The 24,249-nt window shown below is 63.8% G+C and carries 22 protein-coding genes; 5 read left to right on the forward strand and 17 right to left on the reverse strand.

The genetic code is table 11. The features are described 5' to 3' along the window. The first annotated feature begins 98 nt into the window (after window positions 1-98). Window positions 99-1,244 carry a carboxymuconolactone decarboxylase family protein gene (locus NR126_RS00355; RefSeq protein WP_256829410.1) on the forward strand — a complete coding sequence of 382 codons (1,146 nt, stop codon included), beginning with the start codon at window positions 99-101 and terminating at the stop codon, window positions 1,242-1,244. A 7-nt stretch (window positions 1,245-1,251) separates the two neighbouring features. Here the strand turns inward: NR126_RS00355 and NR126_RS00360 are convergent, their stop codons facing one another. Further along, on the reverse strand, window positions 1,252-2,145 hold the full coding sequence (locus NR126_RS00360; protein WP_256829411.1) for a LysR family transcriptional regulator: 894 nt from the start codon (window positions 2,143-2,145) through the stop codon (window positions 1,252-1,254). Window positions 2,146-2,290: 145 nt separating this feature from the next. Here NR126_RS00360 and NR126_RS00365 point away from each other — a divergent pair, with 145 nt between their 5' ends. Then, complete coding sequence (locus NR126_RS00365; protein ID WP_256829412.1) at window positions 2,291-2,683, forward strand: GFA family protein; 393 nt, start codon at window positions 2,291-2,293, stop codon at window positions 2,681-2,683. A 14-nt stretch (window positions 2,684-2,697) separates the two neighbouring features. Here the strand turns inward: NR126_RS00365 and NR126_RS00370 are convergent, their stop codons facing one another. The 5 genes from NR126_RS00370 to NR126_RS00390 form a co-directional block, all read right to left on the reverse strand. After that, entirely contained in the window at window positions 2,698-3,729 is a 1,032-nt protein-coding gene (locus NR126_RS00370; protein ID WP_105754276.1) for an NAD(P)-dependent alcohol dehydrogenase, read from the reverse strand. Window positions 3,730-3,787: 58 nt separating this feature from the next. Continuing rightward, window positions 3,788-4,471, reverse strand: coding sequence for a bifunctional 2-polyprenyl-6-hydroxyphenol methylase/3-demethylubiquinol 3-O-methyltransferase UbiG (locus NR126_RS00375; RefSeq protein ID WP_256829413.1), 684 nt, complete (start codon window positions 4,469-4,471; stop codon window positions 3,788-3,790). A gap of 2 nt (window positions 4,472-4,473) precedes the next feature. Further along, window positions 4,474-4,923: a hypothetical protein gene (locus NR126_RS00380; RefSeq protein WP_027618968.1), complete on the reverse strand. Its 450-nt coding sequence runs from the start codon at window positions 4,921-4,923 to the stop codon at window positions 4,474-4,476. Between the two features lie 95 nt (window positions 4,924-5,018). Beyond that, a complete protein-coding gene (locus NR126_RS00385) occupies window positions 5,019-5,438 on the reverse strand; it encodes a cupin domain-containing protein (protein ID WP_105754274.1) in 420 nt (139 codons plus the stop codon). Window positions 5,439-5,570: 132 nt separating this feature from the next. Beyond that, window positions 5,571-7,004, reverse strand: coding sequence for a PLP-dependent aminotransferase family protein (locus NR126_RS00390; RefSeq protein ID WP_256829414.1), 1,434 nt, complete (start codon window positions 7,002-7,004; stop codon window positions 5,571-5,573). A gap of 150 nt (window positions 7,005-7,154) precedes the next feature. Between NR126_RS00390 and NR126_RS00395 the strand changes: the two genes are divergently transcribed. Further along, window positions 7,155-7,676 (forward strand): GNAT family N-acetyltransferase, encoded by a 522-nt coding sequence (locus tag NR126_RS00395; RefSeq protein ID WP_256829415.1) that lies wholly within the window; start codon window positions 7,155-7,157, stop codon window positions 7,674-7,676. Window position 7,677: 1 nt separating this feature from the next. Here NR126_RS00395 and NR126_RS00400 read toward each other — a convergent pair whose 3' ends face one another. The 3 genes from NR126_RS00400 to ccoN all read right to left on the reverse strand — a co-directional run bounded on the left by NR126_RS00400 (window position 7,678) and on the right by ccoN (window position 10,101). Then, window positions 7,678-8,370 (reverse strand): aspartate/glutamate racemase family protein, encoded by a 693-nt coding sequence (locus tag NR126_RS00400; RefSeq protein ID WP_256829416.1) that lies wholly within the window; start codon window positions 8,368-8,370, stop codon window positions 7,678-7,680. Window positions 8,371-8,448: 78 nt separating this feature from the next. After that, entirely contained in the window at window positions 8,449-8,658 is a 210-nt protein-coding gene (locus tag NR126_RS00405) for a hypothetical protein (protein WP_027618963.1), read from the reverse strand. Between the two features lie 15 nt (window positions 8,659-8,673). After that, window positions 8,674-10,101 (reverse strand): cytochrome-c oxidase, cbb3-type subunit I, encoded by a 1,428-nt coding sequence (gene ccoN, locus NR126_RS00410; protein ID WP_105754269.1) that lies wholly within the window; start codon window positions 10,099-10,101, stop codon window positions 8,674-8,676. 264 nt (window positions 10,102-10,365) lie between these two features. Here ccoN and NR126_RS00415 point away from each other — a divergent pair, with 264 nt between their 5' ends. Together NR126_RS00415 and NR126_RS00420 are read left to right on the forward strand one after the other, a co-directional pair. Continuing rightward, entirely contained in the window at window positions 10,366-12,039 is a 1,674-nt protein-coding gene (locus NR126_RS00415) for a nitrite/sulfite reductase (protein WP_256829417.1), read from the forward strand. After that, a complete protein-coding gene (locus NR126_RS00420; RefSeq protein ID WP_256829418.1) occupies window positions 12,036-12,539 on the forward strand; it encodes a DUF934 domain-containing protein in 504 nt (167 codons plus the stop codon). The genes NR126_RS00415 and NR126_RS00420 overlap by 4 nt, the downstream gene beginning before the upstream one ends. Before the next feature lie 108 nt (window positions 12,540-12,647). On the opposite strand, the gene NR126_RS00425 is transcribed toward NR126_RS00420, so the two are convergent. The 8 genes from NR126_RS00425 to NR126_RS00460 form a co-directional block, all read right to left on the reverse strand. After that, a complete protein-coding gene (locus tag NR126_RS00425) occupies window positions 12,648-15,008 on the reverse strand; it encodes a tetratricopeptide repeat protein (protein WP_256829419.1) in 2,361 nt (786 codons plus the stop codon). A gap of 179 nt (window positions 15,009-15,187) precedes the next feature. Then, window positions 15,188-17,707, reverse strand: a complete 2,520-nt coding sequence (locus NR126_RS00430; RefSeq protein ID WP_027618958.1) for a fused MFS/spermidine synthase — start codon at window positions 17,705-17,707, stop codon at window positions 15,188-15,190. A 54-nt stretch (window positions 17,708-17,761) separates the two neighbouring features. Then, entirely contained in the window at window positions 17,762-18,781 is a 1,020-nt protein-coding gene (locus NR126_RS00435; protein WP_256829420.1) for an HAD family phosphatase, read from the reverse strand. Further along, a complete protein-coding gene (locus NR126_RS00440) occupies window positions 18,778-20,094 on the reverse strand; it encodes a BatD family protein (RefSeq protein WP_256829421.1) in 1,317 nt (438 codons plus the stop codon). Before NR126_RS00440 ends, NR126_RS00435 begins: the two co-directional genes overlap by 4 nt. Then, on the reverse strand, window positions 20,091-21,668 hold the full coding sequence (locus NR126_RS00445; protein WP_256829422.1) for a VWA domain-containing protein: 1,578 nt from the start codon (window positions 21,666-21,668) through the stop codon (window positions 20,091-20,093). The genes NR126_RS00440 and NR126_RS00445 overlap by 4 nt, the downstream gene beginning before the upstream one ends. 1 nt (window position 21,669) lies before the next feature. After that, a complete protein-coding gene (locus NR126_RS00450) occupies window positions 21,670-22,662 on the reverse strand; it encodes a VWA domain-containing protein (protein ID WP_105754261.1) in 993 nt (330 codons plus the stop codon). Beyond that, window positions 22,649-23,305 carry a DUF4381 domain-containing protein gene (locus NR126_RS00455; RefSeq protein WP_256829423.1) on the reverse strand — a complete coding sequence of 219 codons (657 nt, stop codon included), beginning with the start codon at window positions 23,303-23,305 and terminating at the stop codon, window positions 22,649-22,651. The genes NR126_RS00450 and NR126_RS00455 overlap by 14 nt, the downstream gene beginning before the upstream one ends. Next, a complete protein-coding gene (locus NR126_RS00460; RefSeq protein ID WP_256829424.1) occupies window positions 23,302-24,246 on the reverse strand; it encodes a DUF58 domain-containing protein in 945 nt (314 codons plus the stop codon). Before NR126_RS00460 ends, NR126_RS00455 begins: the two co-directional genes overlap by 4 nt. Between the last annotated feature and the right edge of the window lie 3 nt (window positions 24,247-24,249).

The raw sequence follows: 24,249 nt of genomic DNA on the forward strand, positions 1-24,249 counted from the left end.
ATGTGAATTTGGTATGAGTGCTATCAAATTCGTACGGTTTATCGATCAATTCTGCAGGGGTAACGTGTCAGGACATTGACCTGAACGGACACCTGCCCATGAAAAATACCCTGATCGGCCTCGCCGTCTGCGCCGCCGCACCCTTTGTCGAGGCGGCCGCTGAAACCCGCAGTGAACAACAGATCAACCGCGCCGGTAGTCAGGCCTCGATGGCTGGCCCGGCGGATTATTTCACCGGGCAGGTGCGGGTCGATCCGTTATTTGCCGCCAGCGACGAACTCAATGCGTCCGCCGCTTACGTCAGCTTTGAGGCCGGCGCCCGCTCGGCTTGGCACACCCACCCTGCGGGTCAGCGGCTGGTGGTGACCTCGGGCATCGGCCTGGTGCAGGAGTGGGGTAAGCCGGTGCAGCAGATCCGTCCGGGCGATGTGATTGTCTGCCCGCCAGGGGTCAAGCATTGGCACGGTGCGGCCCCGGCGAGCGCCATGACCCATCTGGCGGTGACCGGCAGTGTGGACGGCAAAAACGTCGAGTGGCTGGAGAAGGTCACGGATGCCCAATACAACGCCGACCGTCCTGCCGCGGCGGCACCCGCTGCCGCCTCCGAGACGTTATCGACGAAACAGCAAGCGATCCCGTTGATTGCCGCCGCCATGGCGGTGAGTGATATGCCCAGGTTAAATGCTGCCTTGAATCAGGGACTGGACGCGGGTCTGAGCGTCAGCGAGGCCAAGGAAATTCTGGTGCAGCTCTACGCTTACAGCGGTTTTCCGCGCAGCCTCAACGCCCTTGGCGAATTGATGAACGTCACCCGGGACCGCCAGCAGCGCGGCATTCAGGACAATCAAGGCGTAGAGCCGGGTCGCGTCATCCCCACGGGCAACGAACTGCTGGCGGCGGGCAAAGCCAATCAATCGCGGATTGCCGGTGGACCGGTGCAGGGCCCACTGTTCGACTTCGTTCCGCTGATCAATCAATACCTGCAGACGCATTTGTTCGGCGACATCTTCGAGCGCGACAACCTCGACTGGCACAGCCGCGAACTGGCCACAGTCGCTGCATTGGCTGCGACGCCGGGTGTCGAATCGCAATTGCGCTCGCACGTTGCCGCCAGTCTGCGGGTCGGCTTGAGCGCCGGGCAGTTGCGGCAACTGGCGCAGTTGCTGGCCGAACATGGCGCCGTCGATGCTTCCCGGCGCGCCGGCGATGCGCTGGAGCAGCAGTTGGCGGCGGCGCGTTCCTGAGTCTGCTTCAGCCCGGATAGCGCAGGGCTTCACGCAGCAAGGTGAAGGCCGGCGAACTCTGGCGCCGGCTCGGGTAGTACAGGTGATAACCGGAAAACGGCTCGCACCAATCGGCGAGCACCCGAATCAAGCGGCCGGCGGCGACATGTTCGCGCACCAGGTCTTCGGGCATGCACGCCAGGCCCAGGCCCTGGAGCACCGCTTCGAGGCGCATTGAAATGTTGTTGAAGACCATCTGCCCTTCGATGCGCACATTCAGGGTCTGGCCGTTCTTCTCGAACTCCCAGGGCAGCAGGCCGCCGTAAGTCGGCATGCGCAGGGTGATGCAATTGTGCTGCATCAGCTCGGAGGGTTCGCTGGGCTGCGGGTGGCGCGCAAAGTAGGCCGGCGAGCCGACCACCGCCATGCACATGTCCGGGCCGATGCGCATGGCGATCATGTCCTTGGCCACCTGCTCGCCGAGGCGCACGCCGGCGTCGAAGCCCTCGGCGACGATGTCGGTGAGGCCGTAGTCGACGATGATTTCGATATGCAAATCGGGGTTGTCCGGCAGCAGCTTTCCGAGCACTGGTTGCAGCAGGGTGATCGCCGAGTGCTCGCCAGCGGTGATGCGCAGCTTGCCGGCGGGCTTGTCGCGGTACTGGCTGAGCAACGCGAGTTCGCTGTCGATTTCCTCGAAGCGCGGAGCGATCACCCGCAACAGATGCTCGCCGGCCTCGGTCGGCTTGACGCTGCGGGTGGTGCGCGAAAGCAGGCGCACGCCCAGGCGTTCTTCCAGCTGACGCATCGCCCGGCTCAAGGCGGGCTGCGACATGCCCAGTTTGGCGGCGGCGCGGGTGAAGCTGCGCGCCTGAGCGACGGCGGAAAAAATCGCCAGTTGATCGTAGCTGTCGACGCTCATTGATACGCCCCTGATATGAACCCGCTGCGATTATGCCACCGATGAGAGCTAATCGCGGGTGACGACCTGTCGTCAGTCACCGCGTTGAGTTCGCTGCCAGGCTGCTAGTTTCAGTGGGTCATCGAGCCCTTCAAGGAGGTGCAGCATGCAACGATTCAAGGGCGGTTGCCTGTGCGGCCAGGTGCGTTTCGAGGCGGCGGGTCAGCCCTATCGAGTGGGGCTTTGCCATTGCCTGGACTGTCGCAAGTTTCACGGCGCGCTGTTCAATGCCAGCGCGATATTTGCCGAGGAGGCAGTGACGATCAGCGGCGAAACAGGCGAGTATCGCGGACGGCATTTCTGTCGGCATTGCGGTTCGTCGGTGTTTGGCCGCAGCGCCGATGAGATCGAAATCAACCTCGGCTCCCTCGATGCCCCTGATCAACTGATCCCTACCTACGAAATCTGGATGGTGCGCCGCGAGGCCTGGTTGCCGGCGTTTGCCGTGGGCCACCACTACGTCCACGACCGCGAGGGTGAAGGGCGCCTCGAACCCTAGAGGCGCCCAGGCAGTTACTGGCTGGCGTCGAGCACCACCCGATAACGCGCCTTGCCGCTGCGCAGGTGCTCGATGGCCTCGTTGACCCGGCTCATGGGGAAGTGCTCGACCTGCGGCACAATCTGGTGCCGGGCGCAGAATTCGAGCATGCGCGCGGTGGTGGTTGGCGAGCCGACGGGCGAAGCGGAGAGGCTTTTCTGCTGCGGGATCAGGTCGAACACGTGCACCGGAATCGCGTCGGGAACGATCCCGACAAAATGCAGGCGCCCCTTGCCTTGCAGCGTGGCGAGCATGGCCGACCAGTCGAGGTTGGCGTTGGCGGTGACCAGCAGGAAGTCCAGGGTTCCGGCGATCGCCTTGAGCGCCTCACTGTCGGTGGAGGCGACGACGTTGTGTGCACCGAGACGCCGCGCTTCGTCCTTCTTGCTCAGTGACGAGGTAAAGGCGGTGACTTCACAACCCCAGGCATTGAGAAAGCGCAGCGCCAGGTGACCGAGGCCGCCGATGCCGACCACGCCGACCCGGTCGGTGGGCTTGACGCCAAATTCCAGCAGCGGGTTGAACACCGTCGAGCCGGCGCAGAACAACGGTCCGGCAAGGGCCGGGTCGATGCCCCCGGGAATCGGCAGGGCCCAGGCCCAGTGCGAGCGCAGGCGGTCGGCGAAACCGCCGTTGCTGCCAATAATGGTCGGCTGGGCGGTGCCGCACAGGTTGTGCGCGCCGCCGATGCACGACGCGCAATGCATGCAACTGCCCTTGTACCAGCCGATCCCCACCCGTTGCCCGACCTGCAGGCCATGCACCCGGCTGCCGGTGCGCACGATCTTGCCGACCACTTCATGGCCGGGGATGAACGGGTAATGGCTGATCCCCCAGTCGTTATCGATCAGCGACTGGTCGGAATGGCAGACGCCGCAGTATTCCACGGCCACTTCCACTTCTTCCTCGCCCAGCGGTCCCGGGTCGTAACTGTAGCGCTCCAATGGCGCGCCGGCGGCGGTGGCGGCCCAGCCGGTGAAGGTGGTCAATTCGGTGCTATCGGTCATGGGGTTACCTCCGGATCGGCAGACAGGAATGGCGCAGCTCAGGAGTGTAGCTCAGGGTTCAGGCCGGGCTTTTCCGCTCGGCCACCAGCAACAGTGACTGCGGTTGCGGGCTTTGCGGGTGCTGCGGTTCCTGCAACTCGAGCAGGCGCAAACCGGCCATGTCCAGCGCCCGCAGCCAGCTCGACAGGGTGCGGTAGTACCAGGGCATGGGCTGCCAGTGGCCCTCGAAGCCGGTAAAGGCCTCGCTGCGCCAGCCATCCTGATACTCACCGGCGGCCACGCTCCAGGGGTGCAGAGTCTGGATCAGCAGCGTGCCACCGGGGGCGAGCAGCGCCTGCATCGCCGCGAGCAGGGGAATGATGTCCTGGTGCAGCAGGGCGAAATTGGTGCAGATCAGCGGGTAGTCGTGGCCAATCTCGACCTTGGCTGCTGCCAGTTCGGCATAGCTTGCGTGAAAGACTGTCTTCGATCCCGCCGCACGTGCGGCCTCCACTAATGAACCGTCACCGTCGACGCCAATGGCTTCGATGCCGCGCTCGGTGAGGACGCGCAATAGCCAGCCTTCGCCACAACCGAGGTCGAGCACCCGCTCGGGCTGACGAGCCATGATCGCCAGCAGGATCGCTTGATCCGTCACCTGGCGCCGACTCTCGATGGCGCCGCTGCGCACCGCGTCGGTCCAGGCCTGGGCGTTGTGCTGCCAGCTGCGCAGCAGGGCGGCTTCGGGATCGTCATCCGTCATGGTTATTGCGCCTTGGTTGACTTGATGTCACCGCAAAACAGATCGAGATTGCCATCGGTGGCGGCTGAGCGCACCACGATCGAGTAGTCGCCAGCGAGCAATTCGGACAGGGCAATCGGCGCGCTGCGGGAGAAGGTCCAGCCGGCGATGGCCGCGCGTTCGGTGTTGACCCGGTCATTCATGGCAAACGCCACCTCTCCCGGCTGCGCGCAACTGCCCTTGTAGATAAAGGTGGAGACACGCAGGGGTAGTACGGTGCCGGTAGGCACGCCGCTGATGAAGAAGTTGAAACCGGTCTGATGATCCCAACTGGCGAGGGTGGTGCTGCCGATCTGCCCGGTGTTGTGCCGGGTGGCCTGCAGCGTGATCGATGTGCCCGGTTCGCTGGAGCGGGTGCAGCCAAAGAGGCTGGCAACGAGCAGCAGCGTAGCGATGGCGTGGCCAGATTTCATGGGCGACCTCCGGGGAGGAAGGGTTATCAGGGGAATAGAGGGTATAGCTCATTGGTGCAAGTGCTCGCTGAAAACCTGTGGGAGCGAGCGTGTTGTCACTGCTGCAATGGAATCAATATCTGCTCATCCGGCGCCAGGACCATGAACACCAGCAGCTTCGCCGGCGCGGTGCTGCTGGCGTTTTTCGAGATCAGATGCTCGGAGCCGGCCGGTTCATACCAGAACTCGCCGGTCTTGTAGGTGATCGCTTCACCACCCTTGACCTGGGAGGTGATTTGCCCGGACAGCACATAGGCCATGGCTGTGCCCTGGTGCTTGTGGGCGACCGAGGCCTGGCCGGGTTGATAGTCGACTTCGATCATCAGGGCTTTTTTACCCGGTGCATTGAGCAGCATCTGGTCCTGCAGCACCTTGACGGTTTCCGTGGGGGCGCCAGTCTCATGGGCGAAGACGCCTGCCGAGACCAGCAGGCTGAGGGCGGTGAGGGTGGAGGCGAACAGTGTCAGGGGTTTCATGGGGGCACCTTCGAGAGTGTTGATCAGGGTTGAGGCTCAGGCGTTACGGTAAGCCCGATGCCTGAGACAACAAACAGCCAATCCCAAGGAAGGCGAGGAGACCAATAGGTGACGCTCAAGACCACGCCGGCCTCAGGCAACTTGCCGGAGAATCTCACGCAGGCGGTCGAGGGCGATATCGATGTCCAACGTCTCGATCGCGCCGAAGCCCATCAGCAGCCCATTGCGCGGTGTCTGGCGATAGAAAAAATCGTCGAGCGCGTACAGCCCGACTTCGACTTTCTTCGCCAAATCGATGACCAGAGGCACGTCGACTTTGACCTTGAACATCAGCACCAGGTGAAACCCGGCGGAACTGGGGATCGCTTCGAACCAGGGCGACAAGTCTGCGGCTACCCGGCTGAGAATGCGCTCCCGGCGTCCGGCATACACCGTGTGACAGCGACGAATGTGCCGCAGCAGGCAGCCTTGGCTGATGAACCTGGCCAACGCCCACTGCGGCAGGGTCGAGGTGTGCAGGTCGGTCAACTGCTTGGCCCGCAGCACCGCTTCGAGGATCGCCGGCGGCAGAATGGCGTAGCCCAGGCGCAGCTCCGGCAGCAGGGTTTTCGAGAAGGTCGCGACGTAGGCGACGACCCCGTGCTCGTCCATGCTTTGCAGGGAGTCGGTGGGCCGGCCTTCGTAGCGGAATTCGCTGTCGTAGTCGTCCTCGATGATGATCGCCCCCAGGGCGTAAGCGCGCTCCAACAGGGCTTCGCGACGCGCCTGGGCCATGGCCAGGCCGAGCGGGAACTGGTGCGAGGGGGTGACGTAGATCAGCCGGGTGCCTTCGGGAATCAGCTCGACCTGGATCCCGTGCTCATCCACCGGCACCCCGACCACCTCGGCGCCATGAGAAGCAAACAACAGGCGTGCCGGCGGGTAACCGGGGTCCTCCATCGCCACCCGGCAACCGGGCTCGATCAAGACCCTGGCGATCAAGTCCAGCGCTTGCTGGGCACCGTTGCAGACCACCACGTCGGTGTCCTCGCAGACCACGCCTCGGGAAAAGGCGATATGCCCGGCAATCGCCGAACGCAATGCTGGCAAGCCTGCAGGCTCGCTGTAGAAACCCTTGGAGCCGGCCATCTGGCGCAGGGCAAAAGCGGTGCAGCGACGCCATTCGTCCTGGGGAAACAGACCCTTGGTGGTGGCGCCGCCAATGAAGTCATAACGCAACGACCCCTGCAGGCTCGGATGGCGCAGGAACACCGGCAGTGTGCGCCAGCGTTCGACGCTGTTGGCGCTCGCCAGTTGTGAGTGATGCTGCTTGCGCACGCTGCCTGGCGGGCGCGCATTGACGAAAGTGCCCTTGCCGATCATGCCGGTCAGGTAGGTGTCGTAGGTCAATTGCGCATAGGTGTCGGAGACGGTCTTGCGCGACACCCCCAATTGTTCGGCCAGCAGGCGACTGGGGGGCAGTTGCGTACCGGCAGCCAGCCGTCCCGACTCGATGGCTTCGCGCAATTGCCGGTACAACTGGCCGGCGAGGTCCTTGCGGCCGTTGATCACAACATGGAGTTCCAAGGTCGCCAGTTCCTGTACCGATGGGAAGCGCCAGATTACTCCAGTGATCGTCGGGTATCGATGCTCTTGAGTGAATGACACCCTCCTGTGCGCAGCTCACGCACAACGGGTTAGACTCGCAAGCCCGGTCACCATCAAGGAAGAGAGTTCATGGCCTCAGACGAGCCGAGCATCATCATCGAGCGTTTCGCCGAAGCCCACGTCGAAGGCGTCACCGCCCTCTATAACGATCCCGCCGTGGCTCGTCAGGTCCTGCAAATGCCCTTTCAGTCCAGTGCCGTGTGGCGCAAGCGCCTGGCCCCGGATAACGAACACGCGGTGCAACTGGTGGCGCTGCATCAGGGACAAGTGATCGGCAACATTGGCCTGGAACAATTCAGCCGAATCCGCCGCAGCCACTGCGCCCACATCGGCATGGGCGTAGCTCAGGCGTGGCAGGGTCAGGGGCTGGGCTCGCGGTTACTGGCGACTGCGCTGGATCTGGCGGACAACTGGATGAATGTCAGTCGCGTCGAATTGACCGTGTATGCCGATAACCAGGCGGCGATTGCCCTGTACCGCAAATTCGGCTTCGAGACGGAAGGTCTGTTGCGCCAGTACGCGGTGCGCGATGGCCGGCATGTCGACGCCCTGGCCATGGCGCGTCTGCGCCATGGTTCAGAAGCGGGTTGAGTCAATCGCCGAGGGCAAAGGCCACGGCCGCACGAGCATGCAGCTCGGTGGTGTCGAGCAGCGGCAACTCGCTGTGCTCGGGTTTGATCAGCAGGCTGATTTCCGTGCAGCCAAGAATGATTGCCTGGGCACCGCGGGCGGCCAAGGCCTCGATCACCTGCTGGTAACGCTCACGCGAAGCATCGCTGATGACGCCGACGCAGAGTTCGTCGTAGATGATCCGGTGCACGGCTAGCCGGTCTTCAGTCTCGGGCACCAGCACCTGCAAGCCCTGGGCAGTCAGCCGCTCCTTGAGGAAGTCCTGCTCCATGGTAAACGCTGTGCCCAACAGGCCAACGGTGCGTGCATCGATGGCCAGCGCAGCCTCGCCGGCGGGCTCGGCAATGTGCAGGAACGGCACGGATATCGCTGCCTGAATCTGTCCGGCCACCTTGTGCATGGTGTTGGTACAGAGCACCACGCACTCGGCGCCGCCGGCCTCCAGGCTACGGGCGGCATCCACCAGGATCTGCGCTGCATCGTCCCAGCGCCCGGCGTGCTGGGCCTGTTCCACCGGGCCGAAATCGACGCTGTGCATCAACAGTTGCGCAGAACGCAGCGGGCCGAGGCGGTCGCGTACCTGCTGGTTGATCAAACGGTAATACTCGGCGCTGGATTCCCAGCTCATGCCGCCGATAAGGCCGATGGTGCGCATGCGATTCTTCCCTGGATTGGATGGTTGACGAGCGACACACACTGTCGCCCGTCAACCTGCCATGCGCAAGGGCCAGGCTCAGGCCTCGACATTCCCCCAACCCGGTTTCGCCACCTCCGGCGCCACCGCATCGATGCGCTTGCCAGTGGCCTGCTCCACCCGCCGTGCGACCTCGGGATCATCGGCAAACGGAATCAGGCTGGCGTCGTCCAGGCTTTCGCCGGTCTGGTGGCGCAGGCAGCACTCGATGGCCAGCCAGAGGAATCCGAGCATCAGCATGTCGATCATGTTCGGCTCCTTGCCTCAGGCGATCTGCGCTTCACGTTCGGCCAGGCGCACGTCGGCAACCCGCACCGTGCGCCAGGTGTTGTAGGCCATCAACAGCATGCCGCTGAGGAAGAACACCCCGCCCACAAAACGCACGATGAACCCCGGATGACTGGCCTGCAGGGCTTCGACGAAAGAGTAGGTGAGGGTGCCGTCGTCATTGATCGCACGCCACATCAGGCCCTGGGTGATGCCGTTGACCCACATCGAAGCGATGTAGAGCACAGTGCCGATGGTCGCCAGCCAGAAGTGCGCATTGATCAGGCCGATGCTGTGCATCTGCTCGCGGCCGAAGATCTTCGGCACCATGTGGTAGGTAGCGCCAAAGGTGATCATCGCCACCCAACCGAGGGCGCCGGCGTGCACGTGGCCGATGGTCCAGTCGGTGTAGTGGGAGAGGGCGTTGACCGTCTTGATCGCCATCATCGGCCCCTCGAAGGTCGACATGCCATAAAACGCCAGCGACAGCACCAGGAAGCGCAGGATCGGATCGGTGCGCAGCTTATGCCAGGCGCCGGAGAGGGTCATCATGCCGTTGATCATCCCGCCCCAGCTCGGCGCCAGGAGGATCAGCGACATCGCCATGCCCAGCGACTGCGCCCAATCGGGCAGGGCGGTGTAGTGCAGGTGGTGCGGGCCGGCCCAGATGTACAGGGTGATCAGCGCCCAGAAGTGCACGATCGACAGGCGATAGGAGTAGACCGGCCGCCCGACCTGTTTCGGCACGAAGTAATACATCATCCCGAGGAAGCCGGTGGTGAGGAAGAAGCCCACGGCGTTGTGTCCATACCACCACTGGACCATGGCATCGGTGGCCCCGGAATACACCGGGTACGACTTGAACCAGTCCACCGGAATCGACAGGTGATTGACCACGTGCAGCATGGCGATCACCACGATGAAGGCGCCGAAGAACCAGTTGCCGACGTAGATGTGTTTGGTCTTGCGCTGCACCACGGTGGTGAAAAAAACGATGGCGTAGGCCACCCAGACCACGGTCATCCACACCGCCCCGCTGAACTCGATCTCGGCGTATTCCTTGGTGGTGGTGTAGCCCAGCGGCAGGGTCACCAGCATGATCACGATCACTGATTGCCAGCCCCAGAAGGTAAAGGCCGCGAGTTTGTCGCTGTACAGCCGTACCTGACAGGTGCGCTGCACTGCGTAATAGCTGGCGGCAAACTGCGCGCTGCCGGCAAAGCCGAAAATCACCAGGCTGGTGTGCAGCGGCCGGAGCCGGCCGAAAGTGGTCCACGGCAAGTCGAGATTGGCTTCCGGCCACACCAGTTGCGAGGCGATCCACACGCCCATGGCCATGCCGATCACACCCCATACCACTGTTGCTATGACGAATTGGCGGACGACCTTGTAGTTATAGGCCTGCCCGATTGTAGCTGTGCTCATGGTCATTGCTTCCACGGTTGCAAAGTCTTGCCAGGCCACCCGGCCAGGCATGGGCCGCACTCTAGGAAACCCGACGGAAACAAAACAGGCTCAGAAAAACGCCATAAATGCAGATCAGATATTTCGCTTGCTGGCTGCGACTCGGAGGCGGCTGATATGGTTTTTTCGGATTTAGCTGAATCTGTAACGCACTGAGCCGTTGCGCCATAGTCAGCGTCCTTTTGAACGCGCCGTAGAGCCCGATCCTGCTGATGAGGTAGCGACATGTATCAATACGATGACTATGACCGGGCCCTGGTCTTTGAACGGGTCGCGCAATTCCGCGATCAAGTGCAGCGCTACCTGGCGGGCGAACTGAGCGAAGAGGAGTTCCTGCCGCTGCGCCTGCAAAACGGCCTGTACCTGCAAAAGCATGCCTACATGCTGCGGGTGGCGATTCCCTACGGCACCTTGAGTGCGCGGCAGATGCGCACCCTGGCGGCGATCGCCCGGGACTACGACCGTGGCTACGGGCACTTCACCACCCGCCAGAACCTGCAATTCAACTGGATCGAACTGGCCGAGGTTCCGGACATCCTCGAGCGCCTGGCCGAGGTCGAGATGCATGCGATCCAGACCTCCGGTAACTGCGTGCGCAACATCACCACCGAGGCTTTCGCCGGCGTGGCGGCAGACGAGTTGATCGACCCGCGACCGCTGGCGGAAATCCTCCGGCAATGGTCGACGATCAACCCGGAATTCCTGTTCCTGCCGCGCAAATTCAAGATCGCCATCTGCAGCGCCGAACAGGACCGCGCGGCGATCATGATGCACGACATCGGCCTCTACCTTTACCCCGACGCCAGCGGGCAGATGCTGCTGCGGGTGATTGTCGGCGGTGGCCTGGGACGCACGCCAATCCTTGGTTTGCAGATTCGCCAGGACCTGCCCTGGCAGCACCTGCTGTCCTACGTCGAGGCAGTGTTGCGGGTGTACAACCGCCACGGGCGGCGTGACAACAAGTACAAGGCGCGGATTAAAATTCTGGTCAAGGCCCTGGGGATCGACGCGTTCGCCAGGGAAGTGGAGCAGGAATGGCAGCACCTCAAGGACGGTCCTGCGCAGTTGACCGAAGAGGAGTTCCAGCGGGTCGCCAGCGCCTTCGTTGCGCCGAATTATGCGCCACTCGCCGACACCTGCCTGGAGCACGGCACGCGCCTGGCGGACAACCCAGCCTTTGCCCGCTGGGTGGCGCGTAACGTGCAGCCGCACAAGGTGCCCGGTTATGCCTGCGTGGTGCTGTCGACCAAACCGGGCAGTGCTGCGCCGCCGGGTGATGTCAGCGATCGGCAGATGGACGCGGTGGCGGCCTGGTCGGAGCAGTTCGGTTTCGGCGAAATTCGCATAGCTCACGAGCAGAACGTCATCTTGCCGGATGTGCCCAAGGCCCAGCTCCATGCCTTGTGGCGCCTGGCCTGCGAGGCCGGGCTGGGCAGTTCCAATGCGGGTCTGCTGACGGACATCATCGCCTGTCCCGGTGGCGATTTCTGTGCCCTGGCCAATGCCAAATCGATCCCCATTGCCCAGGGTATCCAGGCCCGTTTCGACGATCTCGACTATCTGCACGACCTGGGGGATATCAGCCTGAATATCTCCGGTTGCATGAATGCCTGCGGTCATCACCACATCGGCAATATCGGCATCCTCGGCGTCGATAAAAATGGCAGCGAGTGGTACCAGATCACCCTCGGCGGCGCCCAGGGCAAGCACAGCGCGCTGGGCAAAGTCATTGGCCCTTCGTTCAGTGCCGCCGAAGTGCCAGAGGTGATCGAGCAGATCATCGCCACCTTCGTGCGCTATCGCGAGCCGGAAGAGTTGTTTGTCGACACCGTGCAGCGCATTGGCCTGGAGCCATTCAAGGAGCGGGTTTACACGAAAGCCGTGGAGGGTGTGGCATGAATAATCTGCTGCGCTGGCGCCATGGAGTGGCGGAGCTGGACCGGGAGGATCGCTGGACCATGATTGATACGGCCGAGACGCAGCGGAGCGAAGGGCCGTTGCTGCTGCCGTTGGCACTGTGGCTGCAGGAGGCTTCGAGCGAGCATGGGGTGTGGCTGGGTCCGGATGACGAGGTCGAAAGCCTCATGCCCTGGCTCGCCCAACTGCCGCTGATTGCCCTGCAGTTCCCCGACTTTCGCGATGGCCGCGCGTATAGCCAGGCCTATCTGCTGCGCACCCGCCTGGGCTGGACCGGCGAGCTGCGGGCGATCGGTGACGTGCTACGCGACCAGCTCAGCCACATGCGCCAATGCGGCTTCGATGCCTTCGTCGTACGCGCCGACAAATGCCCCGAGGATGCGCTCAAGGGCCTGGCCGGGATGAGCGTGCAGTACGGACGCTCGGTCATCGAACCCCGGCCGCTGTTTCGGCGGCGGGGGGAGGGCGCAAAGATCTTGTGATCGAACACAAAACCCTGGAGCGAGCCTGCTCGCGATTGCAGAGTGTCAGGCGCTGCAGATGTTGAATGTGCCGGCCTAATCGCGAACAGGCTCGCTCCTACAGGTTGTTTACCCCTTCAACGCCGGATCCCCCGGATTGAGCTTCTTCCAGCCCTGCAACAACACCTGGGCCTTCGGTTCCTGGCCGCTGTTGAGGTAGTACTGGATCAGCGCCAGTCGCGCGCTGCGGTTGGTCGGCTGTTGCTCGATCAGTTTCTCCAGCAAGGCGCAGGCCTCGTCGAGCTTGCCTTGCTCATGCAGGGCCACGGCCAGCACATAACCGTACTGCGCGTTCTGCGGCTCAAGCTTCACCGCAGCTCGCAGGGCCTGCATGGCTTGCTCGCGATTCCCGGCGCGGATCAGCGCCAGGCCCTGGGTATGCTGCAGCAGCGCCGCATCCGGATGCTCCTTGAGACCTTGCAGCAGCAATGCCTGGGCCTCGGCGGTACGCCCCTGGGATTCCAGCCACTGCACCAGAGTCACCAGCGCCGGGTAGAAATCGCCGTCACGCTTGAGCGCCGCCTGCAAACGCGGCTCGACCTCGGTGCTGCGACCACTGGCCTGATACAGCATCGCCAGGTTGAGATTGGCCTCGGCGCGCTCGGCCAGGCTCAACTGCACCTGTTCGTACTCGTCGATTGCCGCCTGCCAATTGGCCCGCGCGCTGCCCAGGTTGTTGGCAGCACTCAGCAGATCACGTGCGGCGGCGATCCGCACGGCCTTGACCGGATCACTGAGCAGCGGCGTGTACAGGGCCACACGCTCAGGTGCCGGGAGGAAGGCGCTGACCGCACGGATCGCGCTTTCGCGGACCAGCGGCTCAGGGTGCGCCAGATCCTTGCTGGCCAGCTTGAGCGCCTGCTCGCTGGGGTACTGCGGCAGTTCACCGAGCAAGGTGGCACGCTGGATGGCCGGCAGGTTACTGCGCTGCAACTGTTCATACAGCACCTGCGCGGCACCCGGCTGACCCCCGCGCACTTGCCACAGACTCTCGTCGTATCGGGGCGCCTGGGCGGCGGGGTGGGTGTTCCACAGCTTGAACTGCTCGGTGACCTTGTCGCCGGCCTTGCCCTGGTGACAGGTCAGGCAGGCGTCCGGGGTGCCGAGTTTTTTCGCTCGTTCGGGGTTGGGAATGCTGAAGCTGTGGTCATGGCGCAAGTCGTTGCCCATGTAGAACTTGCCGGGCATGTGGCAATCGACGCACTGCGAACCCGGTTGGCCCATGGTGTGGCGGGTGTGCTCGATGGAATCGTAGTTTTTCGCTAGCAGGCCCTTGCCGTCGACACCTTCGACGGCCGTCTTGCCCGCGGTGTTGTGACACTGCAGGCACACGCCGTTGCCGGAGGCCTTGAGTTCAGTGCTGTGGGGGTTGTGGCAATCGCTGCAGCGCACGCCCTTGTCGAACATTTTGCTCTGCAGGAACGAGCCGTGCTCGAACACTTCGTCCTTGATCTTGCCGTCCAGCGCATACAGCTCGCGGGTCAGCACGCTGGGCAGGTAGTCGTCCATCAGCCGCTTGCCGACGGTGTAGCCATCCCCCAGCGGCGCGCGACGGGAGTGGCAGCGGGCGCAGGTCTCGATTTCGGTGGTGGCGTTACGGTCCTTGAGGTCGACGTCGAAGCCGGCATGGATCAGGTCGGTTTTTTTCGCGCTCCATTGCAGGTGATTCGAGGCCGGGCCGTGGCAGGCCTGACAGCCGACCCCCAGGCTGTTCCACTGGCTGGCGAAGCTGTTGCTGGCGGCATCGAAGTTGCGCTTGAAGCCGGTGGTATGGCACTCGACGCACATAAAATTGGCGTTCTGGCTCGGCTTGCTCCAGTGCAGCGGGTTCTTGAAGGTCACGCCCTGACCCGGATAGAGGTGAAACCAGCGGTGTTTCTCGGTATCCCAGGCCACGCCGAGGGCTTGCAGGCGGCCTTCGCCGACTTCGATCAAATACTGCTGCAAGGGTGCGACACCGAAGGTGTAGGCCACTTTGAAGTCGGCATTTTTGCCATCGGTGCCCGGGGTGTTGACCCAGAACGCATCGCCCTTGCGGAAAAACCGGGTTGTCTCGCCCTCGGCCTTGAAGCTGCGGTCATTGAAGTCGGCCAGCACTGTCTGCGCATCGGCGACCTGCATTGCCAACTGGTGATGGGAGCCTTGCCAGTCCTTGGCCTGTTCGCTGTGGCAGCCCTGGCATTGCTGCTCCTCGACCATGCTCGCGGGTGGCAAGGGTGCCGCTGCAGGCGCGGGCTTGGGCGCCGGAGCGACGGCAACGCTGGGCGCCACGTAGGGCGCGGGGCTGGGTTTGCTGGCGAGCAGAAACCAGCCCAGCCCGGCCATTATCAGCAACAGCAGGGCGGCGGTGGCGGGAAACAGATAGCGGGACATCGGGTTTGGTTGGGAATCAGGGTCAGGCTGGGTGTTTTTGTTTTTAGTGATCGGCATTGCGACTTCCATGGTCCAGAGGCGATGAGCGTCTACAGCATGAGGTTGTAACGGTTGCGCGGGGCGCTGTCATCCTGATTTTTGTGGGGGCTTTGCGGTCGCCTTCGCTGGCTTGTCGGGACGCCCCATCGCAGCGAAGAAATCGACGCGGTCTCAGCCCCGCACCAACTGCACATCGCTTACTCCCCGACAAACCACCGATAATACGGATTCGCCGAATCCCCACGCATCACCTCCCGGATATCCCGGGCCCAGGCCTGGCGGTCGCCGTCGTAGGCATGCAGGCTGGCGCGATAGAACTGCATCAGGCGTTGCTGGTGGACGTTCATTCGCTCGCTGAAGGCCGGATCGGCGTTGAGCAGTGGCGGCGGGCGATGCAGGTCGAGCAGGGCGGGCAGTACCCGGCTGATCTCCTTGGCTCGCACCCAGGGCGCGTATTCAATGCGCGGCTGGTCATCGGTAACCGCCAACGCCTGGCCGGCAAACTGCTGCAAACCCTGGCGATCGGTGACCCAGGTGGCCAGCAGCGCCGGCGCCGAACTCACACCGACTTCCTGCAAGGCGTTGCGCACGCTGTCCTGGGCATAGCGCTGGCTGATGCGCGCGGCGTCCAGTTCAATCGGCTCGAGGGAGCCCACCAGCAACATTTCGTGGAACTCGCTGGTCCAGACGTTGGCGTAGGGGAACACCTGGAGAAAACTCTGCACCAGGGCTCGCGAGTCGTCGATGTTCTGCGTCGGCAACGGCAGCCACTGCGCGACCAGCCCCTTGGCTTCGAGACGTCGCGCTGCCAATTGGTAGAAGTCCCGGGAGTACAGATTGACTACGCCCGCGGCCGAGGGCGGCGGAGGCTCCAGGGTGATCAGGTCGTAACGCTGTTCGCTGCGCAGCAGTTCCTGGCGACCGTCGCGCAGGCGCACATCGAGGGCCGGGTTGGCCCCGGCGTTGTAGTTGCCCTTGAACAGCGGCGCGGCCTGCACCACCGCCGGCAACAGTTCGGCGACCACTCGTTGCTCGAGTCCAGGGTATTGCAGCAAGGCGCCGGCGGTGATGCCGGTGCCAAAGCCGATCACCAGCGCCGAGCGCGGCTCGCCGTTATGGATCAACAGCGGCAGCAGGGCCTGAATGCGCATGTAGCGCAGTGACGGCATGGCATCGCCGGTGTTTGACACGCCCTGGATATACAGGCGCTGGAAGGTACGCGGCTGTTTACCCTGGGTGACCACCGCAACGGTGCCGCCACGGCCCTCCTGATAAAACGCCAATTCACCATTGCGTGCGCCCGGCAGCAGGCTCGCCAGCTTGTCGACCGGAGTCAGCACGGCGACGCCCAGCGAGAGGACGGCGACCGCGATCACGCCTTGGCGCGTGCCTTTATTGAGCGCCCGACCTTGGCTGATGGCGATCACCCCGACCGCTGCAGCAATCAGCGCCAGCAGCCCGAGGGTACGCACCAACCCCAGCAGCGGAATCAACAGGAACCCGCAGAGCATGACCCCGATGATGCCGCCCAGGGTGTTGAACGCCACGACCGCCCCGACATCCCGCCCCACCCGATCCTGGCCCACGCACAGGCGCAGGGCCAAGGGAAAGGCTGCGCCTAGCAGCAAGGTCGGGACAAACACGATGCACAGCGCGGCCACGGCGAAACGCACGCTCATCGCCGCCAGTTCGCTGGCGCCGAGGGCCAGCGCGACGGCTTCGCCCTGGGTTTGCAGCAACACCAGCCAGCGCCCGAGCAGCGCCACCTCCAGCAAGGCCAGCAGCCCGGCAGCGGCGATCAACAAGCCGAACAAGCCCCAGGGATCACGCACCCGCTCAACCCGACGGGCCATCCACACGCTGCCGAGGAACAGGCCGAGCAGGTAAGTCGCCAGCACCACGGCGAAGGCATAGGTGCGGGTGCTCATGAATTGCACGATGGACTGCGACCAGACCACCTCATAGCCCAACGCCACGCCGCCGGCAATGGCGTACAGCCAAAGGGCCAGACGCGCCGGCGCGGCAGGCGCTACGACTTCAGCTGACGCTGATTCAGCGGGTACCGGGCCTTGGCGCTGAAACCACAGCAGCGCACCGGCGGCCGCCAACAGGTTGAGCATGGCGGCGAAAATTGCACTGCCGCGCACCCCCAGGGTGGCAATCAGCAGGAAGGCTGCCAGCAGGGTTCCGGCGATGGCCCCCAAGGTATTCGCCGCATACAACTGGCCGCCGGCCTTGCCCGAATGCCGGGGATCCGTCGCCAGCGCGCGCACCAGCACCGGCAGGGTGCCGCCCATCAGCACCGCCGGCAAACCCACCAGGGCAAACGGCAGCCCCCAGGCCGCCAGGCCGATCTGCTGTTCCAGCCAGGCGAATGGCGCGGCGGCCAGACTCATCCCCAGCGTTGCGCCGACGCCCAGCAGTGCCACTAGCACTTCCAGCCCGGCGTATAGCAGCACCGGCCGCTGCAAGCGGTCGGCCAGGCGCCCGAACAGCCAGCCACCCAAGGCCAGGCCGGCGAAGAAGGCGCTGATGCCAGTGGTGATGGCGTACACCTCGACCCCGACCACCAACGACAACTGTTTGATCCACAGCACCTGATAGACCAGCGCCGCTGCCCCCGAGACCACCAGCAGCAGGGCCGGGATCAACAGGGCAGGGGCGTGGGTGTGAGAGGCGGGAATGGCCGACGACTTGCTGGCGACACGTGAAGACATGGGCATTGCCTTGTACAGGACCGGGAAGAGAGCTGCTGAATACTACTATTGCGGCTACTCGGTGGAAGGGGCGTCGAATGGGTAAATACGCTTCCATTCTTTGCTCATGTCGACCACGCTCCAGCCGCGCTTGTTGGCTTCATCCAGCGCCTTGTCCAGGCGGCCGATGTTTGACTGTCGATCATAGGCCCATTCGCGCTTGGCGTCGGTGTGATGCACCAGGCCCATGAAGCTTTTACCCGGCCCGGCTGCGGTCCACTGCAGCATCTGCAGGTCACCGTCGGAGTTACCAAAGGCGAGGATCGGGCGGCGACCGATTACCTGCTGGATGCTCTCCGGTTTGCCCGGCCCGTCATCGTTATGGGCGAGCTTGGGCAGGCGCAGGATCGAGGCGTCGTTGCCGTTGAGCTGGAACTGAGTGGCGAAGGTGGTGCCGATCACCTGCTCCGGCGGGATGCCGTAGACCTGCTCGGCGAAGGCGCGCATGAACTCGACTTCGCCGCCGGAGACGATGTAGGTCTTGAAGTCCTGGCTGCGCAGGTAGTCGAGCATTTCCAGCATCGGCTGGAAGATCATCTCGGTGTAGGGTTTGCCGGTTTTCGGGTGACGGGCCTGGCTCAGCCAGGTCTTGGCGTTGTCCATGAAGGCGGCGGTGGTGATCCCGGTGTGGGTCGCGCCGATGATCTTCATCAGGCCGTCCATGCCGCTGGCGGCCAGTGCCTGATGGTCGTTTTCCAGTACCGCCTTGAAGGGCTGCTCGGTTTTCCATTGCGGATGCTGGGGCGCCATGCGCTTGACCTCTTCCAGGGCGAACAGCACCTGGAAGTACATCGGTTGCTCGCTCCACAGGGTGCCGTCGTTATCGAACACGGCAATCCGTTCCTCTGGCTTGACGTAGTCCTTCGAGCCTTGGGTGGTCACCGCCTCGACGAATTCGATGAGGTTCTTTTTCGTCGGCCCGTCGTTCCACGAAGGCAAAACATCGGCCGCGCTGGCCAGCAACGGCAGGCTCAGCGCCAAGGCCAGCAGCAACTTCAGGCCGTGACGCTGGTAGCGGACGTTCAGTGAGTTCATGAGTGATCCTTCTCGTGACGTGGATTGAGTGGACGCAAGGCCTGGGGCTCGGTTGCGCGCTGTGCGGCGACCTGAGTCTGTAGCGTAGTCAACGTTGGCTTGAACTGCGTCAGTGCTTGCTGATCGTCGGCTTCGCGCGTGTATCGGCGGCGCAGCAGCTGTTGTACCGAACCGCCGAGAACGCCGATGCCCAGCCCTTTTCCGCTACGGCGCGCCCACAGATACAGGGCACTTAACTGCGGCGGCTGGCCTTGCAGTTGTTCGGGAATCTGCTCCCAGGCATAGTCGGCGGACAACAGCCAGGCGGCATGCCGGGCTTGACGGCGCGCCCGCCATGCGCGCCAGCCGCGTTGGCACAAGGGCCTGAGCAGGTAACCGGCAATCACCACCAGCAACAGTCCTGCCGTCCACAGTAGCCCGTGCCGGGACAGGTGCAGGCGACCCTTCTGGCCCAGTCGCTCAAGGTCTTCGGCAATCGAGAATACCGGTTTATAGCCGGGATTGGCCGCGGCCTCGAAGGTCACCGCCGGCACTTCGGCCACCCGTATTTGCCCAGCCGCCGCATCCCACCAACGCAGTTGAATCGCCGGCAGGCTGTAATGGCCCTGGCGCTGGACCTGATAGGTCGCAGCGTCGATGCGCTGCCCGCCATTCAGATGCCCACGGCCATCGTCGAGATTGCTGACCTGCGGGGTTTTCAGGTAACGCTTGAGGCCCTCGACGTCACCCAGCTGCGGCGCCGGCAAGGCCATGGCCAGGGCACCGTCGGCCTGCAAGGTGAGCTGCCGGGTCAGACTGTCACCGGCCTTGAGTGGGGTGGTCGACGGTTGGATCACCTGGGTCAGGCGCAGGCCCTGGGCGACCAGCACCGGTTCTCCCGGGGCGAATCCCGGCGGCTGCTCGGCGCGAAACTGCAGGGGCTGGCTTTGCGCGCTGAGTGCCTGGCTGGCCTGGCCCGGCGTCGCCCGTACGGTCAACGCCGGAATGTCGAACGCCTGGGCCTGATTGGGGGTGATCAGGTAGCTGTAACGCATGCCCGAGTAGGATTTGCCGTCGAGGGTCTGCGTGGTGTGCTCGGACTCGCCGTTGGGGGGCATGACCAGCGCGCCGTCGAGTTTGAGTTCCGGCAGGCTGGGGGCGCTGGTGAACCAGGTGTCGGTCAGCACTTCCACCTGCAACCTCACCAGACCGCCGACTATCACCGGCTTGGCGGGTTGCAGGCTTGCCTGCACCCGCAGATCAGGTTCGGCCGCCGTGGCCGAAGTCGCCGATAGAACGAGCAGCAGACCGCCAGTGATCAATAGGGTTTTCATGGTTGGCCCTCCTGATCCTGGATACGGAATTTCTGTTGGAGAAACTTCGCCGGCGAGGTCGTCAGGTTCTGCAGCCATTGCGCATCGGATGCCGCCTGTGGCGTCTGCACCGCCTTGCTCTGGCCCTTGCCGGCCGGTTTGTCGTACTTGACCTCGTCGGGTTTGACTTCGGGCGCGTTCTGTTCGGCGCTTTCAGTGTCTTTGAGCAACGCCTGGGCCAGTGCGAGGTTGGCAGTGGCCTCGGGGAACTGCGGTTGCAGTTTCAGGGCCTGGGTATAGGCGGCGATAGCGGCGTCGAACTTGAAGCGGCGCACGTAAATATTGCCCAGGTAGAAGTAGGCTTGCGGTGTATCGAGGCGGGCGAATGTAGCCAGCGCCAGGTCAAAGTCAGCGGCGTTGTAGGCGGCAATGCCTTTCCAGTACGGATCCTCGAACAGCGCCGCCGCCTGCGGAAAATGCTGATGTTCGAAGGCCCAGCGACCCTGCTGGTCGGCGCTGAAAAAAGCATCGGTCAGAGCATTGGCCTCGGCGTCTGCCGGCTGTCCGGCCAGGCCGACCCCGAGCAGCAGGGCGGCGGTCCAGTTCAGACTCCAGCCGCGCCGCACCGCGAGGAAGGCCAACAGCAGCAGCGGCCAGCACAGCCAGTAGCCGGCGTCTTTCCAGTGCAGTTGCTGCTGCTCGGCGCTGGCGCTCTGGAAATGCTGCTGGGCATGCAGTTCGATCCAGTCCAGATCGTCGTCGTTAAGGGTCAGGCTGCCCAGTGGGGCGTCGAGTGTCGCGGCCAGTTGCTTGAGTGCTGCCTGATCGAAACTGCCCAGCACCGGCCGACCATTGCTGTCGGTTCGGGGTTGGCCGTTGGCGTCGGTGATCACGCCGCCGGCGCTGTTGCCCACGGCCAGCACCAGCACTTGCAGCGGGCTGTCGTCCAGGTGTTTATCCAGCTCCGCCAGTTGCCCGGTGTCGGCGCCGTCGGTGATCAGCAGCAGGGTGCCCGGGGTCTTCTCCGCGTGCAGCAGGGTTTTGGCCTGGTCGATCACCGCCGCGACGTTCTTGCCGGGTTTCTGCAACAGTTGGGTAGCGAGGGCCTGGATAAAGCTGTCGAGCAGCGCCGGGTCATCGGTAGGCGGCAACACCAGGTGCGCACTGCCGGCATAGGCGAGCAACGCAGTGCGCGCGCCACTGCGCCGTTGCAGCAGATCGTGGAGCTTGTGCTTGGCGGCTTCGAGGCGGGTGGGGGCGACATCGCTGGCGTCCATCGACGGCGACAGGTCGACCGCGACTATCAGCGGCGCACGGTTTTCCAGAAAGTCCGGGCGATCCTGTTCCCAGGTCGGCCCGGCGGCGGCTACCGCGCCAAGCACCAGCAGCGCGCAGGTCAGGTGCACCGGGCGCCAGCGATGGGGATCGTCGGGAGTGATCAGCAGGTGTGGCAACAGATGCGGGGCGATGGTCCCGCGCAGGTGCCGTTGCAGGTCGCGACTGCGCCGCCAGAGCCAGGGCAGCAGCGCGCCGAACAGCGCCAGCAGCAGCCAGGCCGGGCGCAGAAAGTGAAAGTCACTGAGGTTGATCTCCATCTCAAGCCTCCTCGGGTTGGCGACCTGCGTGCAGCCGTGGCCACAGCAGGGCGATCAGGTGATACAACGCGAGCAGGCCGATGGCCGCGCCCAACGGCAGCCAGAACAGCTCGCGCTTGGGTTGGTGACTGAACGTCTGGACCCGGTGCGGGGTGATCTGGTCGAGGGTGGCATAGACCTGGTCCAGGGCCTGGCGGTCTTCGGCGCGGAAGAAGCGTCCGCCGGTGGCCGTGGCGATTTGCTCGAGCCCTTGCAGATTGACCTTGGACTCACCGCTGGCGCCCGGGTCACCGATGCCGATGGTGTGAATCACTACGCCCTTGGCGGCGGCCATGCTCGCGGCGTGCTCGGGGGTGATGGCACTGCTGGTGTCGTTGCCGTCGGTGAGCAGGATCAGCACTTTTTCCTGCTCATGGGCCTGGTCGAGCATTTTCAACGCCAGGCCGATGGCGTCGCCAATCGCGGTATTGGGTCCGGCCATGCCGATCCCGGTGTCGTCCAGCAACAGCGACAGGCTGGTGTGGTCGAGGGTCAAGGGCGCTTGCGGGTAGGCGCCGCTGCCGAACACGATCAGGCCCAGGCGATCGTCCTTGCGCCGCTCGATAAAGCCCTGGACCACTGCCTTGACCGCAGCCAGGCGATTGATCTTCTGCCCGTTGCTGTCGGTGTAGTCGGGAGTTTCCATGGATTGCGAGATGTCGATGGCGAGCATCAGGTCGCGCACGGGCTGCTGGCGTTCGATGGGTTTTTCCACCAGCACCGGCCGCGCCACGGCCACGACCAGCAAGGCCCAGACCAGCAGATTGAGCAACAACTGCAAGCGATTGCCACGCCCCCCGGACTGGCTCGGCGTTTGTCCTATTGCTCGACTCATGGCGGCAAAAAACGGCACCCGCAGCGCACTGCGCGCTTCGCGGTAATCCGCCAAGTAGTGATAACCCAGCCACACCAGCGGCAGCAGGAGCAACAGCCAGGGGTAGTCAAACTGCCACATGATGCTGCTCCAGCCATTGCTTGCAGGTTGCGAACAGCGCCTGGCGCTGCTCGTCCGGTATCGCCAATAGCGTCGCTTGCGGGGCGTAGGCCAGCGTTGCCAATTGCCGGCTGAAATCCTCCGGCAGTGGGGTGGGGCTGTGGCACTGTAAAAATGCCTGCCAATCATCATTCGCCAGCGCACCCGGCCCCTGTAGGAGCGAGCCTGCTCGCGATGGCGGTGTGTCAGCCCCTGCCGATGTTGAATCTGAAACACCACCCTGTAGGAGCGAGCCTGCTCGCGATGGCGGCATGTCAGGCACTCGCGATGTTGAATGGAAGATTGCTTTCGCAAGCAGGCTCGCTCCCACAGTTGGGGAGTGTGGTACTGGCATCGAGAGCGCCGCACGCTTGAGCAACTCCGGCAACTCACGCAACGCATTCAAATCACTGCTGCGCCGTTGCAACAGCGCCAGCCGTTCCAGGGCTTCACGCCGATAGGCATCCCGCCGCCACTGCCAATAACGCCGCGCCGCCCACACCAGCAATCCCACGAGCAGCAGCCCCAGCAGACACCACCAGCCCCAGGTCTGCGGCATGTAACTGACGGGCGTCGGCAGGGCCATTTCCTTGAGCTGATCGATACTCGGCACATGGCTGCTCATCGCCGCCCCCCGACGAGCTTGCCTAGCTCCGCACGCAATTGCTCATGGGCCGCAAGCGCGGTACTGAACATCATCACCGGCACCCGGCTGCGCCGCAGCAACGTGGCGACGTCTTTCAAGCGGCCACTGAGAAAATCCCCCAGCGGTTGGTGCACCTGGCGCTGGCCCACCGCCAATTCGACCTGCAATTGTCCTTGGGTCACCAGCACCTGGCCGTTGTTCGGCAGCTTGAGGGCCAGCGGATCGTAAACCTGCATGGCGATCACATCGTTGTGCGCACTGAGCTGGCGCATCAGTTGCAGCGTACGCGGACCGGCGCCGGCGAAATCACTGATTATGCAAATCAGATGGTCGTGCCTGGCCACGGCCAGGGTCCGTTGCAGGACCTTGTCCAGTTGATCCTCGCCTTCGTGATCCGGGTTGCGCGCACTGAGTGCCTGATTCTGCCGTGCAATTCGCGTGCACAACGCTTCCAGGCGTTTGCGGCTGCGCAGCGGGGCGACGCTGTCGATATTCCGATCGTCAAACACCAGGCCGCCGACCCGGTCGCCGGCGTTGAACACCATCCACGCCGCCAGTGCGCCCAGCTCAGCGGCCAGCGCCGACTTGAAGCTGCGCTGCGAGCCAAAGAACATCGACATGCGCTGGTCCACCAGGATTAACGCCGGGCGGTCGCGCTCCTCGGTGAAGGTGCGCACCACCGGCTTGCCGGTGCGCAGCGAGGCCCGCCAGTCGAGATGGCGCAGGTCATCGCCGGGTTGATAGCGGCGCAGCTCATCGAAGTTCAAGCCGCGTCCGCGCAGGCGCGATGCATGATTGCCGGCAAGGATGCTGCCCTGGGGCTGGCGCGCGGTGAAGCTCAGGTCACGGGCCTTGAACTCGAGGGACATCAGTTGCTTCAGCGATACGTACACCAGGCCATCCAGTTCCTGAGTGTTCATCGG

This window comes from Pseudomonas sp. Pse1 (genome assembly GCF_024519635.1).
GTDB lineage: Bacteria > Pseudomonadota > Gammaproteobacteria > Pseudomonadales > Pseudomonadaceae > Aquipseudomonas.

Coding starts and splice junctions, on each gene's coding strand:
- NR126_RS00380 (WP_027618968.1), bottom strand. CDS start 4,923: ATGAAATCTGGCCACGCCATCGCTACGCTGCTGCTCGTTGCCAGCCTC.
- NR126_RS00400 (WP_256829416.1), bottom strand. CDS start 8,370: ATGCGCACCATCGGCCTTATCGGCGGCATGAGCTGGGAATCCAGCGCC.
- NR126_RS00365 (WP_256829412.1), top strand. CDS start 2,291: ATGCAACGATTCAAGGGCGGTTGCCTGTGCGGCCAGGTGCGTTTCGAG.
- NR126_RS00375 (WP_256829413.1), bottom strand. CDS start 4,471: ATGACGGATGACGATCCCGAAGCCGCCCTGCTGCGCAGCTGGCAGCAC.
- NR126_RS00415 (WP_256829417.1), top strand. CDS start 10,366: ATGTATCAATACGATGACTATGACCGGGCCCTGGTCTTTGAACGGGTC.
- NR126_RS00455 (WP_256829423.1), bottom strand. CDS start 23,305: ATGAGCAGCCATGTGCCGAGTATCGATCAGCTCAAGGAAATGGCCCTG.
- NR126_RS00360 (WP_256829411.1), bottom strand. CDS start 2,145: ATGAGCGTCGACAGCTACGATCAACTGGCGATTTTTTCCGCCGTCGCT.
- NR126_RS00425 (WP_256829419.1), bottom strand. CDS start 15,008: ATGCCGATCACTAAAAACAAAAACACCCAGCCTGACCCTGATTCCCAA.
- NR126_RS00355 (WP_256829410.1), top strand. CDS start 99: ATGAAAAATACCCTGATCGGCCTCGCCGTCTGCGCCGCCGCACCCTTT.
- NR126_RS00430 (WP_027618958.1), bottom strand. CDS start 17,707: ATGTCTTCACGTGTCGCCAGCAAGTCGTCGGCCATTCCCGCCTCTCAC.
- NR126_RS00405 (WP_027618963.1), bottom strand. CDS start 8,658: ATGATCGACATGCTGATGCTCGGATTCCTCTGGCTGGCCATCGAGTGC.
- NR126_RS00395 (WP_256829415.1), top strand. CDS start 7,155: ATGGCCTCAGACGAGCCGAGCATCATCATCGAGCGTTTCGCCGAAGCC.
- NR126_RS00445 (WP_256829422.1), bottom strand. CDS start 21,668: ATGGAGATCAACCTCAGTGACTTTCACTTTCTGCGCCCGGCCTGGCTG.
- NR126_RS00440 (WP_256829421.1), bottom strand. CDS start 20,094: ATGAAAACCCTATTGATCACTGGCGGTCTGCTGCTCGTTCTATCGGCG.
- NR126_RS00370 (WP_105754276.1), bottom strand. CDS start 3,729: ATGACCGATAGCACCGAATTGACCACCTTCACCGGCTGGGCCGCCACC.
- NR126_RS00435 (WP_256829420.1), bottom strand. CDS start 18,781: ATGAACTCACTGAACGTCCGCTACCAGCGTCACGGCCTGAAGTTGCTG.
- ccoN (WP_105754269.1), bottom strand. CDS start 10,101: ATGAGCACAGCTACAATCGGGCAGGCCTATAACTACAAGGTCGTCCGC.
- NR126_RS00420 (WP_256829418.1), top strand. CDS start 12,036: ATGAATAATCTGCTGCGCTGGCGCCATGGAGTGGCGGAGCTGGACCGG.
- NR126_RS00450 (WP_105754261.1), bottom strand. CDS start 22,662: ATGTGGCAGTTTGACTACCCCTGGCTGTTGCTCCTGCTGCCGCTGGTG.
- NR126_RS00385 (WP_105754274.1), bottom strand. CDS start 5,438: ATGAAACCCCTGACACTGTTCGCCTCCACCCTCACCGCCCTCAGCCTG.
- NR126_RS00460 (WP_256829424.1), bottom strand. CDS start 24,246: ATGAACACTCAGGAACTGGATGGCCTGGTGTACGTATCGCTGAAGCAA.